Annotated in this window: 12 protein-coding genes; 8 read left to right on the top strand and 4 right to left on the bottom strand. The window is 65.3% G+C overall.

All coding sequences use genetic code 11. The features are described 5' to 3' along the window. Positions 1-109: 109 nt before the first annotated feature. Both clpA and Q9K01_RS00145 read right to left on the bottom strand, forming a co-directional pair. Positions 110-2,488 (bottom strand): ATP-dependent Clp protease ATP-binding subunit ClpA, encoded by a 2,379-nt coding sequence (gene clpA / locus Q9K01_RS00150; RefSeq protein ID WP_305928191.1) that lies wholly within the window; start codon positions 2,486-2,488, stop codon positions 110-112. A 167-nt stretch (positions 2,489-2,655) separates the two neighbouring features. Continuing rightward, the gene (locus Q9K01_RS00145) at positions 2,656-2,856 is read right to left on the bottom strand and encodes a DUF1192 family protein (protein ID WP_305929138.1); all 201 of its coding nucleotides are present in this window, start codon (positions 2,854-2,856) and stop codon (positions 2,656-2,658) included. Between the two features lie 109 nt (positions 2,857-2,965). Here Q9K01_RS00145 and Q9K01_RS00140 point away from each other — a divergent pair, with 109 nt between their 5' ends. The 5 genes from Q9K01_RS00140 (at position 2,966) to Q9K01_RS00120 (ending at position 8,765) form a co-directional block, all read left to right on the top strand. Next, the gene (locus tag Q9K01_RS00140) at positions 2,966-3,973 is read left to right on the top strand and encodes an NAD(P)H-quinone oxidoreductase (RefSeq protein ID WP_305928190.1); all 1,008 of its coding nucleotides are present in this window, start codon (positions 2,966-2,968) and stop codon (positions 3,971-3,973) included. A gap of 151 nt (positions 3,974-4,124) precedes the next feature. Next, positions 4,125-5,021 carry a UDP-2,3-diacylglucosamine diphosphatase gene (locus Q9K01_RS00135; RefSeq protein WP_305928189.1) on the top strand — a complete coding sequence of 299 codons (897 nt, stop codon included), beginning with the start codon at positions 4,125-4,127 and terminating at the stop codon, positions 5,019-5,021. 134 nt (positions 5,022-5,155) lie between these two features. Then, positions 5,156-6,139 carry a glycosyltransferase family 4 protein gene (locus Q9K01_RS00130; RefSeq protein WP_305929137.1) on the top strand — a complete coding sequence of 328 codons (984 nt, stop codon included), beginning with the start codon at positions 5,156-5,158 and terminating at the stop codon, positions 6,137-6,139. Positions 6,140-6,237: 98 nt separating this feature from the next. Continuing rightward, positions 6,238-6,957 carry a DUF1013 domain-containing protein gene (locus tag Q9K01_RS00125; protein WP_305928188.1) on the top strand — a complete coding sequence of 240 codons (720 nt, stop codon included), beginning with the start codon at positions 6,238-6,240 and terminating at the stop codon, positions 6,955-6,957. Positions 6,958-7,067: 110 nt separating this feature from the next. After that, entirely contained in the window at positions 7,068-8,765 is a 1,698-nt protein-coding gene (locus tag Q9K01_RS00120) for an AMP-binding protein (protein ID WP_305928187.1), read from the top strand. A 43-nt stretch (positions 8,766-8,808) separates the two neighbouring features. On the opposite strand, the gene Q9K01_RS00115 is transcribed toward Q9K01_RS00120, so the two are convergent. Together Q9K01_RS00115 and Q9K01_RS00110 are read right to left on the bottom strand one after the other, a co-directional pair. Next, positions 8,809-9,228: a bactofilin family protein gene (locus tag Q9K01_RS00115; protein ID WP_305928186.1), complete on the bottom strand. Its 420-nt coding sequence runs from the start codon at positions 9,226-9,228 to the stop codon at positions 8,809-8,811. A 13-nt stretch (positions 9,229-9,241) separates the two neighbouring features. After that, positions 9,242-10,390: a M23 family metallopeptidase gene (locus tag Q9K01_RS00110; RefSeq protein WP_340324239.1), complete on the bottom strand. Its 1,149-nt coding sequence runs from the start codon at positions 10,388-10,390 to the stop codon at positions 9,242-9,244. A 349-nt stretch (positions 10,391-10,739) separates the two neighbouring features. Between Q9K01_RS00110 and Q9K01_RS00105 the strand changes: the two genes are divergently transcribed. Genes Q9K01_RS00105 through Q9K01_RS00095 form a run of 3 tightly spaced genes read left to right on the top strand, consistent with a single transcriptional unit; the run spans position 10,740 to position 12,374 of the window. Then, entirely contained in the window at positions 10,740-11,444 is a 705-nt protein-coding gene (locus tag Q9K01_RS00105) for a nicotinate-nucleotide adenylyltransferase (protein ID WP_305929135.1), read from the top strand. 57 nt (positions 11,445-11,501) lie between these two features. Next, entirely contained in the window at positions 11,502-11,927 is a 426-nt protein-coding gene (gene rsfS, locus Q9K01_RS00100) for a ribosome silencing factor (protein ID WP_422785264.1), read from the top strand. A 27-nt stretch (positions 11,928-11,954) separates the two neighbouring features. Further along, positions 11,955-12,374 (top strand): 23S rRNA (pseudouridine(1915)-N(3))-methyltransferase RlmH, encoded by a 420-nt coding sequence (locus tag Q9K01_RS00095; RefSeq protein ID WP_305928185.1) that lies wholly within the window; start codon positions 11,955-11,957, stop codon positions 12,372-12,374. The last annotated feature ends 12 nt before the right edge of the window (positions 12,375-12,386 follow it).

Raw genomic sequence — 12,386 nt, 5'->3', positions numbered from 1 at the left:
TCCCCCCTTGAACGGGCAGCGGTATGCCCGGCAAGCGAGGGGGACGGCAAGGCTTTCCTCTGCCGAGTGGGTGCGAAGGCGGATAAACCGCCTTCAGCACCCGTCTGGCTCAGACTTCGCTGTCGTCGGTGCTCTCGCTCGTCGCGGCGTCGGGCTTGTCGTCACCCGGCTTCTTTGCGGCTTTCTTGCCTGGGGCAGGCTTGCGCTTGGCCTTGGGCGGTGCGGGGGTGAGCTCGAACGACGGCTTGTCGTCCTTGACGGTGACCTGCACCTCGCCGCCGTCGGCCAGCTTGCCGAACAGCAGTTCCTCGGCCAGCGGCTGCTTGATCCGGTCCTGGATCAGCCGACCCATCGGCCGCGCGCCGTAAAGGCGGTCGTAGCCCTTGTCGCCGAGCCATTGGCGCGCGCCCTTGTCGAACTGGATATCGACATTCTGCTCGGCCAGCTGCAGTTCGAGCTGGAGGATGAACTTGTCGACCACCCGGCCGACGGTGTCCTTGCCGAGATAGCCGAAGGGCACGATCGCATCGAGCCGGTTGCGGAATTCGGGGGTGAACATCCGCTTCACCGCTTCCTCGCTCGCATCCTCCTTGCTGACATTGCCGAAGCCGATGCCCTGGCTCGCCATGTCGGCGGCGCCGGCATTGGTGGTCATGATCAGCACCACGTTGCGGAAATCCACGGTCTTGCCGTGATGATCGGTCAGCCTCCCGTTATCCATCACCTGCAGCAGGATGTTGAACAGGTCGGGATGCGCCTTCTCGATCTCGTCGAGCAGCAGCACGCAATGCGGGTTCTGGTCGATCGCATCGGTCAGCAATCCGCCCTGATCGTAGCCGACATAGCCGGGAGGCGCGCCGATCAGCCGCGAAACGCTGTGGCGTTCCATATATTCCGACATGTCGAAGCGCTTGAGCTCGATCCCCATGATGCTGGCGAGCTGGCGCGCGACCTCGGTCTTGCCGACACCGGTAGGGCCCGAGAACAGGAAGCTGCCGATCGGCTTGTCGGGATCGCGCAGGCCGGCGCGGCTCAGCTTCATCGCGGTCGAGAGCTTCTTGACCGCCGGGTCCTGCCCGAAGACGACGCGCTTGAGGTCGCGTTCGAGGTTCTCGAGCGCCTTCTTGTCGTCCGAACTGACCGATTTGGGCGGGATGCGCGCCATGGTCGCGATCACCGCCTCGATCTCCTTCGCGGTGATCTTCTTCTTGCGCCGGCTGGGCGGCACCAGCATCTGCATCGCGCCGACTTCGTCGATCACGTCGATCGCCTTGTCGGGCAGTTTGCGATCGTTGATGTAGCGCGCCGAGAGCTCGACCGCGGTCTTGATCGCATCGGGGGTGTATTTGACCTTGTGGTGGTCCTCGAAGGCGCTGCGCAAGCCCTTGAGAATCTTGATCGTGTCCTCGACCGTGGGCTCGTTGACGTCGATCTTCTGGAACCGCCGCAACAGCGCGCGATCCTTCTCGAAATGGTTGCGGAATTCCTTGTAGGTGGTCGAACCGATGCAGCGGATCGTCCCGCCCGACAGCGCCGGTTTGAGCAGGTTGGACGCATCCATCGCCCCGCCGCTGGTCGCACCGGCACCGATCACCGTATGTATTTCATCAATGAACAGGATCGCCTCGGGCATTTCCTCGAGTTCGGACACGACCTGCTTGAGCCGCTCCTCGAAATCGCCGCGATACCGCGTGCCGGCCAGCAGCGCGCCCATGTCGAGCGAATAGATCACCGCATCGGTGAGCACGTCGGGCACTTCGCCCTCGACGATCTTGCGCGCCAGCCCCTCGGCGATGGCGGTCTTGCCGACGCCGGGATCACCGACATACAGCGGGTTGTTCTTGCTCCGACGGCACAGGATCTGGATCGTCCGGTCGACTTCGGGTCCGCGGCCGATCAGCGGATCGACCTTGCCGTTCTCCGCCTTCTTGTTGAGATTGACCGTGAACTGGTCGAGCGCGGTTTCCTTCTTATTGCCTTCCTTGGCCGCTTCCTCGCCGCTGCGCGCTTCGTCGGCACCCTTGGGCGAGCTCGCCTCGATCTGATTGCCGCCCTTGCCGATGCCGTGGCTGATGAAGCTCACCGCATCGAGCCGGCTCATGTCCTGCTGCTGGAGGAAATAGACCGCGTAGCTGTCGCGTTCGGAGAACAGAGCGACCAGCACATTGGCGCCGGTCACGGTATCCTTGCCCGAAGACTGGACGTGCAGGATCGCGCGCTGGACCACGCGCTGGAATCCGGCGGTCGGCTGCGGATCGGCATCGTCGTCGGATTTGAGCGACTGATACTCCTGGTCGAGATATTGCCGCACCGCTGCGCCGAGTTCGGTGATCTCGACCCCGCAGGCCAGCATCACCTGCTTGGCATCCTCGTCCTCGACCAGCGCCAGCAGCAGATGTTCGAGCGTCGCATATTCATGGCGACGTTCGGAGGCATCGGCGAGCGCCTGGTGGAGGGTTTTTTCGAGATTTTGCGCAAAACTGGGCATTGGGTTTCTTTCGCTGAGGTCTCAGGTGCGCGGGGGTCCGCTACCGCGAGTGGGCAAGGCCTGGGCCGAGCGAGCCGACCGCTGTTGTCCTTCGATGGCGAATATGGGGAATTTTGCGGCTATTTTGAGTCCCCTTGCGGATCGTCCGAGAATTGTCCGACCATCGCTCAGTCCTTTTTCCCGAACAGGGCATCGGCTGCGGCGCGGTGCGCGGCGGCGCTCTCGCGGTGGCGCCTGACGCGGACGAGCTCGGCCTCGAGCAATGCGATCCGCTCGGTCAGCTCGTCCTGCGAATAGGGGTCCAGATCCTCGGTCGCGAGGCGGTCGGCGGCGTCGCCGCGGGGCCTTGGTCTTTCCTCGGGATCCATTGCCACGCATCATCGCCTTTGCGGCGTATAGCTGTCAATGGTCCGGTTGCGGTGTGCTGCGGCGCGCGATACACCCCGAACTGGACAGACTGGGGGCACTTGGGGGCACATGGGCGATACGATTCCGGACGAGATGACGGCCATCGGTTACGACGCACCCGGCAAGCCCGAGGTGCTTCGTCCCGAGCGGCTCCCGGTTCCGCGGCCCGAAGGCGGGCAGGTACTGATCGCGGTCAGCCACGCAGGGGTCAACCGCCCCGATGTCATCCAGCGTCAGGGCTTCTATCCGCCGCCGCCCGGTGCCTCGCCGATCCCGGGACTGGAGATTTCCGGCACGGTCGTGGCGATCGGGCCGGATGCGCCGCCCGAGCTGCTCAACCAGCCGGTCTGCGCGCTGGTCACCGGCGGCGGCTACGCGCAATATTGCCTCGCTCAGGCGAGCCACTGCCTCCATATCCCCGAGAGCATGTCGATGGCCGAGGCCGCCGCCATTCCCGAAACGCTGTTCACCGTCTGGCACAACGTCTTCGAACGCGGCTGGGCGAGCGAGGGCGAAACCTTGCTGGTCCATGGCGGCACCAGCGGGATCGGGACTATGGCGACCATGCTCGGCAAGGCCTTCGGGCTGACGGTCGTCACCACCTGCGGCAGCGAGGAGAAATGCGCTGCATCGCGCGAGGTCGGCGCCGATCTGGCGATCAATTACAAGACCAGGGACTTCGTCGAACACGTCCGCCAGTTCACCGATGGCAAGGGCGCGGACATCGTGCTCGACATGGTGTCGGGCGATTACGTCCAGCGCAATCTCGACTGCCTTTCCGATGACGGGCGCCACGTCACCATCGCGGTGCTCGGTGGCATGAGCGCGCAGATCAACATGGCCAAGCTGATGAGCAAACGCCACACGCTGACCGGATCGACGCTGCGCGCTCGGCCCGATGCGTTCAAGGCGCTGCTCGCCGACGAAATCCACAACCATGCCTGGCCGCTGTTCGAGGACGGCACCATCCGCCCAGTCATGGACGAGGTCTTCCCGCTCGAGCAGGCTGCCCAGGCGCACGCGCGGATGGAAGCGGGCGATCATATCGGCAAGATCGTCCTCGAAGCGGAGATATGAGCCCCGTTTCGGTGCGGAGTTCGGAAGTGCGGCGCCGGCTCCAAATCGCCTCCAAACCGCAACATTGACCCCGGCCCGTCATCGAACTGTGAATCGCCTGTAACAATACCCGTGCAAGGGTAGGCAGCTCTTGCAGGAAGGGACGTGTGCGATGACGCAGCTGCCTACCGATATCGCCAGCCTCACCAATGTCACCAATTTCCCGATCGTCCACCCGGTCGTGCCCGAACGCACGCTGGGCGAACGACGCAAATTCCGCACCATCTGGATCAGCGATATCCATCTGGGCACCAAGGGCTGCAACGCGGCGATGCTGATCGACTTCCTCGATCACACCGACAGCGAGACGATGTATCTGGTGGGCGACATCATCGACGGCTGGCGACTGAAGAAGAAGTTCTACTGGCCGCCCGAACACAACGACATCGTCTGGCGGGTACTCAAGCGGGCGCGGCGCGGCACGCGGATCGTCTATATCCCCGGCAATCACGACGAGATGGTGCGCCCCTTCTGCGGGATGAATTTCGGTGGGGTCGAGATCAAGCGCGCGGATGTCCACACCACCGCCGACGAGCGCCGGCTGCTGGTGCTGCATGGCGACGAGTTCGACACCATCATGCTGGCGCACCGCTGGCTCGCCTTCGTCGGCGACGCGCTCTACCATGTCATGATGGGGCTCAACGGCTGGGTGAACGCGATCCGCAACGGCCTCGGCCTACCCTATTGGTCGCTGTCCAAGGCGGCCAAGCACAAGGTCAAGAACGCGGTCGAGTTCATCTCGAAATACGAGGAAGTGGTCGCCCGCGCGGCCTCCGAACGCGGGGTCGACGGGGTGGTCTGCGGCCATATCCACACCGCCGAAATGCGCGATTTCGACGGTATCGCCTATTACAACGACGGCGACTGGGTCGAGGGTTGCAACGCGCTGGTCGAGCATTTCGACGGGACGATGGAAATCCTCCACTGGCCCGACGAGATCGCCAAACGCGAACCGCTCACCGAGCCGGCGCAGGAACCCGACCAGGCCGAGACGCTGGAAGCGGCGTGAAGCGCAGCGATCTCGCCGGCGGCGAGATGCCGCGGCTCTCGCCGGCTCCCGAGCAGTCCGGTCTCGAGCGGCCCGGTCCCGAACGGCCCGGTCCCGAACGAATCGCGATCGTCACCGATGCCTGGTTGCCGCAGATGAACGGCGTGGTGCGTACGCTGACCACCACCTGCGACAATCTGCGGGCGCTGGGGCACGAGGTGATGGTGATCTCGCCCGACCAGTTCGCTTCGATTCCCTGCCCGACCTATCCCGAGATCCGGCTGGCGCTGACCCGCCCCGGCGCGGTGGCGTCGCGGCTGCGCGAGTTTGCGCCCAATGCGATCCATATCGCCACCGAGGGGCCGCTCGGGCTGGCGGCACGCCGCTATTGCGCCCGGGCAGGGGTGCGCTTCACCACCGCCTATCACACGCAGTTTCCCGAGTATCTCGCCAAGCGAACGCATCTGCCGGCGGGCTGGTTCTGGCGCTACATCCGCTGGTTCCATGGTCCCGCGCGGCGCGTGCTGGTTGCGACCGAGAGCATCCGCGCGGAATTGCGGGCGCATGGGCTGACCCAGCTTCATCACTGGGGCCGCGGCGTCGATCTTGCGTGTTTTTCGCCGCAGGCGCCGCCCGCGCTCGAGTTCGCCGGACTGCCGCGTCCGATCCAGCTCTATGTCTGGCGAGTCGCGGTCGAGAAGAACATCGAGGCGTTTCTTGCCAGCAACCACCCCGGTACCAAAGTGGTGGTCGGCGACGGTCCCGCGCTCGATCGGCTCAAGGCTCTCTATCCCGAAACCGTGTTTCTCGGGCGGCGCAGCGGTGCGGCGCTTGCCGGCTGCTATGCGGGGGCGGATGTCTTCGTCTTCCCCAGCCGCACCGACACCTTCGGGCTGGTGACGATCGAAGCGCTCGCCTGCGGCACTCCGGTGGCGGCCTACCCCGTTGCCGGACCGCGCGATATCCTCACCGACGAGGTCGGCGCAATGGCCGAGAATCTCGACTGGGCGATCGCGGCCGCGCTCACCCGCGACCGCCGGGCCTGCGCGCAATTCGGCGCCGGCTTCAGCTGGGCCGCAGCGACCAGCCAGTTCCTTGCCGGGCTAGCCGCGATGGAGGTCCAGCCCCAGGCGTCCTGAATGCTTGCTCAACGCCCGCTTGTGGCGTAGAAAGGGGTTCCAGCGGCCGCTCCGAAAGGGGCGGCCCTTCTATTTTCAGTCCAGCGAAAGTTTGCCCAATGGCCGACCAACCCAAACCGCTCATGCCGCATGCGACCGCCACCTGGCTGGTCGACAACACCGGCCTGGCCTTCGAACAGATCGCCCAGTTCTGCGGCCTGCACATCCTTGAGGTCCAGGCCATGGCGGACGATCTGGCGAGCTCGAAATACACCGGCCGCGATCCGGTCCATGCCGGCGAGCTTACGCAGGAAGAGATCGAGCGCGGGCAGGCCGATCCGGGCTATGCGCTCAAGATGCAGCGCGCGCCGGTCGAGGTCACCCGCACAAAGGGCCCGCGTTACACGCCGGTCTCCAAGCGCCAGGACAAGCCCGACGGCATCGCCTGGATCCTGCGCAACCACCCGGAAATCTCCGATGCGCAGATCTCCAAGCTGATCGGGACCACGCGCAACACCATCGGCGCGATTCGCGAGCGCTCGCACTGGAACATCCAGAACATCCAGCCCAAGGACCCGGTGACGCTGGGACTGTGTTCGCAGCGCGAGCTCGACGCCGTGGTCGCCAAGGCGGCCAAGTCGATCGTCACCGACGAAGAGGCTGCGGAGCCCGAGATCAAGGTCCCCGGCACCAGCGATCGCGAAAAGCTGATCGAGGAATTGCGCGCCGAGCGCGAAACCAACCAGAAGGCCGCCGCCGAAGCCGCGCAGGAAGCCGAAGCCGCCGCCTGGCTAGAGAACAAGCGCGCCGAGGAAGCTGCCGGCGACGGCCAGAGCTGACCCGCCTACTGCGAAGCACCAGCCGCACTAGCGGCGAAGATAGGCAGGCGGACCCGCAATCCGCCTGCCTTTTTGCTTGCCTTTGAAGGTGAGCGCGTCATGTAACTGACATGACTGTCAATAAGCTTTTTCCGCCCGTTCCTGCATCTTATGGTCACGCGCAGCCGTGGGACAGCGAGGTGGTGCCCGAGCCGCTACACGCCATCCTGCAACGCCAGGCCGAAGCGCGGCCCGAGGCGATGCTGGTCGAGTTCCTCGGACGCAAATACAGCTACCGCGAGATTCACGCCGAAGCGCGACGGTTCGCCCATGGGCTGATCGCGCGCGGGATCGCGCGCGGCGATCGTGTCGGGCTCTTCCTCCCCAATGTCCCCGCCTATGTCTCGGCGTATTACGGGGCGATGATGGCGGGCGCGGTGGTGGTCAATTTCTCGCCGCTCTACACGGTCGAGGAACTTGCCCAGCAGGTCGAGGATTCGGGAACGAGGCTGCTGGTCACGCTCGATGCGCCCGCGCTGCTGCCCACCGCGGTGAAGGTGCTCGACGGCTCCTCGCTCGAAATGCTCGCCGTGGCCAAGCTCTCCGACATGCTCCCGCTGGTGAAGAGTCTGGCGCTGCGCACGCTGCGGCGCAGCCAGATCGCCGCCATCCCCGATCGCGCCGACGTCGCGCTGCTTTCGGACTGGCTGTCCGACACCCCGACGGCGCTGCCTGCGATCCAAACCGGCGATCTCGCGCTGCTGCAATACACCGGCGGGACCACCGGCACGCCCAAGGGGGCGATGCTCTCGCACGGCAATTTGTCGAGCAACGCGATCCAGGTCGACATGATCGATCCCTTCGATCGCGAGCAGCCCGATATCGTGATGGGCGGGCTGCCGCTGTTCCACGTCTTCGCCAACACCTGCGTCCTCAACCGGACGGTGGTGAAAGGCGGGGCGATGGTGCTGGTCCCCCGCTTCGATCCCGGGCAGGTGCTCGCGACGATCTCGCGGACCAAACCGGTCGCCTTTCCCGGTGTGCCGACGATGTTCCAGGCGCTGCTCGATCACAAGGATTTCGGCAGGACCGACTGGTCTTCGCTGCGAATCTGCATCTCGGGCGGGGCTCCCATGCCCGGGCCCCTGCGCGAGAAGTTCGAGAGCGCGACCGGAGTGCGGCTGGTCGAGGGCTACGGCCTCACCGAGAGCGCGGGAGTGGTCTCGACCAATCCTTACGAAGGGCTGCGCAAGCACGGGACGATCGGTCAGCCGATCCCGGCAACGCAGGTCATGCTGCTGGACAAGGAAGACCCGACCCGGCTCGCCCCCGATGGCGCCCCGGGGGAACTGGTCATACGCGGCCCCCAGATCATGCAGGGCTACTGGAACCGGCCCGATACGCAGGCCAGCGCCTTCGCCGAGCACGAGGGCGAAAGCTGGCTGCGAACCGGGGATGTCGCCACCATCGACGAGGACGGGTTTCTCGCGATCGTCGACCGGATCAAGGACATGATCGCAGTCGGCGGCTTCAAGGTCTTCCCGAGTCAGGTCGAGTCGGTGCTGCTCGAGCATCCGCAGGTAAAGGAGGCGCTGGTGATCGGTCATCCCGATCCCTACCGCGGCGAACACCCGGTCGCCTACGTTACGCTCAACGAGCCCGGCGATGGCACAGCTGCGGTCACGGGAGACGAGCTAAAGAGTTGGCTCAACGCGCGGGTCGGCAAGCACGAGCGGGCAGAAGACGTGATCGTCCGGGGTGAGCTGCCCAAGACGATGATCGGCAAGCTCGATCGCAAGGCGCTACGCGCCGAGGTTTTGCCTGATTAGGCCAATTTCGGCTCCGGCTATCGGGCCGGACTACCGATCTTGATTATTGCGCGATGGCGAGCTTGGGTTCGTCGCTGTTGGCGGGGTCCTTGACCCCGGCGCTGGCAGCCGCGGCCTTGCCGTTGCCGCGCTCGTTCGCGCGGGGTGCGAAGCGGCCCTCGACCTGCGCGCCCTGCTCGATCGTGAGCGCGTCGTAATGAACATCGCCATCGATCCGCGCCGATTTGAGGATCACCAGTTCGCGCGCCGTAATCGAGCCGTTGACCGTTCCCGCCAGCCGCGCGGTTTCGGCCATCACCGCCCCGGTGATCGTGCTGCCTTCGCCCTGAACCAGCGCAGCGCAGGCGATATCGCCTTCGACCGAGCCATCGATATGCAAATCGGCGGAGGCATCGATATTGCCGCGAATCGAGATATCGGTGCCGATGACCGAGAAGGTCGAGGATGAATTGCGGGTGGCCATGGGTCTCTCGGTTCTAGAGGCTGGCGCGTGCTGACGCGCTTCGGATTTCTTTGAGAACATTGGGAGCCGTCTCCAGGAAGGGGCGGGGATTGACGGCCCGGCCGTCGATGCGAACTTCGAAATGGAGGTGCGAACCGGTCGAGCGTCCGGTGCTGCCCATCGCGGCGATCGCGGTCCCGGCCTCGACCTGTTGGCCGGCGCGTACCTTGAAGGAGGACAGATGCGCATAACGCGTCATCAGTCCGCCGCCGTGATCGATCTCGACCGTGTTGCCGTAGCCAGACCTGCGCCCGACGAAGCTTACTCGGCCCTTGGATGCCGCGGCGATCGGCGTGCCCTGCGGACCGGCGAAGTCGAGTCCGCTATGCATTGCACCGCGACCGTTGAAGGGATCGCGGCGGAACCCGAACCCCGACGACAGCCTGGTGTTGGCGGGCTTGACCTGAGGCAGCGCGTCGAGCGAGGTTTCGAGCGCACTCATACGTGCGAGACTGAGGCCGAGCCGTTCGAAGCGCGGATCCAGATCGTCGTCGCTGCCGGTGGTCAGTCTCTCCAACGGACCACCCATCGCCTCGCGTTCGGCGCGGCGCAGCACGGTGTCGGGATTGAGCCCGAGCGTGCGCAAGGCGGCGGCCGCGCGGCTGGAGCGCTCGTCGGCGAAGCGGGTCATGCCCTCGACAAAGGCGAGCTGGCGCGCTTCGATCTTGGCAAGGTCCGCGGCTTCGGGAATCACCATCGAGACTTTCTCGACCGTTGCCGTGGCCTCGGTGTCCGCTTCTGCCGCCGCGGGTACGATGACGTCCGCAGGCAGCGAGGCGACCATGTCCTCGATGAACTTCTGTCGCCGCTGCAGATCGTCGGCTACCTCGTCGATGTCGTCGCGGTAGTTCGCCAGCCGCTCTTCGGAATCGGCGACCTTGTGCTCGCGCTCGGCGAGCAGGACGCGATCGCTCGAGGCGCGGTATTGCGACCAGCTCATCGCCCCCAGCGTTCCAACGAAAGCGAATAGCGCGGCGACAACGAAAGCGGCGGCGGCCATCTGGACCCGGGAAGAAACGGTCACGAAACGGACCTGACCTTCGGAGCGCATGAAGAATTCCCGATCGGGAAACCAGCTGCGCACGCGGCGAACCCAGCCGCCGGCGGTAGTAGTATCGGACAAACTTGACCCCGTCGTTGTAACTTCAGACCCTCGCCCGATCCGCTAGCAGCGATCGGCAGAGGGTGCGAATCTGAGCGCCTTGAAATGGTCGAACCGAAGGCTCGACGCGGTGAACTGTTCTATTCGCCCCATTTTAATCGCATTTCGCGGGAACAAAACGCGAGGTTGCGGATTCGGCGGGGGCGGATTCTCCAGGATCCGACGTGTCCGGGCCAGGCTGACAGCAGCGAATCGCCCTGCTACCCGATTCGCACATGGCCCGTTCCACGCACACCAGTTCATCGCGCAGCGGTCGCAGTCGCCCACGCACCGGATTTGCAAGGCGGGTGTTCGCGTGAGAGCCCCATCCATGGTGCCGCGCCGCGTCGGCCTGCTCGGCGGCAGCTTCAACCCCGCGCATCGTGGCCATCGCCGCATTTCGCTGTTCGCGAAGGAAGCGCTGGGGCTCGACGAGGTCTGGTGGCTGGTATCGCCCGGCAATCCGCTCAAGCCCAAGGGCGGGATGGCTCCCCTCGCGGCGCGGTTCGAATCGGCGACCCAGCAGGCGCGCCACGCGCCGATCCGGGTGACCGCGATCGAGCGCGAGCTCGGGACCCGCTACACCGTCGACACGCTTGCCGCGCTGCGCCGCCGCTATTCCAAGATCGATTTCTGCTGGCTGATGGGCGCCGACAATCTGGCGCAATTCCACCGCTGGCGCGACTGGCGCGGTATCGCCCGCAGCATGCCGATTGCGGTCATCGCCCGACCCGGCTATGATGGCACTGCCCTCGCGAGCCCCGCGATGGCCTGGCTGCGACGCTTTTCCGCACCCGCCGCCAGTCTTGCAAGAGGGGACGATTGGAGTGCGCCGGTTCTGGTGATTTTGCGTTTCGATCCGGACGAAAGCTCGGCCACGGCTATCCGTCGGGCCGATCCCGACTGGGTGGCGCGGTTCGGATCGCGCGCGTTGCGCGACCAAGTGACCCGGCGACCGATCCCTGATCGGCCGCTCGGCCAGCACCGGGAAACGACAATTCCGATCGGAACGATCGAGGAAACACAAGCACGATGACGTGCGTTGTGTCCTTCATGGCCCTCTTTTTTCGCAACAGGAGTATGATTCACGCCTATGTCTCAGGCGCAAACCCTGTCGGCAGCCGCCGACGCCACCAAGGTCCCGTCGATGAATAGCGATGGCACCGATCCGCTGCTCGACCTGGTCTTGCAGCAGCTCGACGACGACCAGGCCCAGGAGGTCGTCACGATCGATCTGGAAGGCAAAAGCTCGATCGCCGATCACATGGTGATCGCTTCGGGACGTTCAACTCGCCAAGTCGCCGCGATCGCTCAGAAGCTGGCCGAAAAGATCAAGCAGGCCGGCTTCGGCCCGGTCAAGCTGGAAGGTCTCCCCGCCGGCGACTGGGTGCTGCTCGATGCCGGCGACATCATCGTCCATCTGTTCCGTCCCGAAGTCCGCAGCTTCTACAATCTGGAGCGGATGTGGGCGTTCGGCGATGCCCCGCCGGTCGCCGCCGGCACCGCCGGTACGGCGTAGGACCGCGCTTTCGTCGGGACCGCGCCCTTGCTGCTTCATGTGATCGCGCGCGGCAAGCTGGGTCGCAGCCCGGAGGCTGATCTCGTCGCCCGCTACGAGAAGCGGCTGACCTGGCCGGTCCGCTTCACCGAACTGCCCGAGATCGGTGGGCGCACGCCCGAGCCACAGACACCCTGCCGCATCGTGCTGCTCGATGAGCGCGGGCGCGATCTCGATTCGCAGGAGTTCGCCGATATTCTCGCCCGCTGGCGCGATGACGGCATCAGGGAGGCACGCTTCGTACTGGGTGCTGCCGATGGTCATTCGCCCGCGGAGCGCGGCGCCGCCGACCTGCTGCTCGCTTTCGGCAAGGCGACCTGGCCGCATCTGCTGGCGCGCGCGATGCTGGCGGAACAGCTCTACCGCGCCACCACCATTATCGCCGGTCACCCCTATCATCGTGCCTGACAAGACGGCTAG

This window comes from Qipengyuania benthica, assembly GCF_030717865.1.
GTDB lineage: Bacteria > Pseudomonadota > Alphaproteobacteria > Sphingomonadales > Sphingomonadaceae > Qipengyuania > Qipengyuania benthica.
This window is presented reverse-complemented; position numbering and strand designations above follow the sequence as displayed.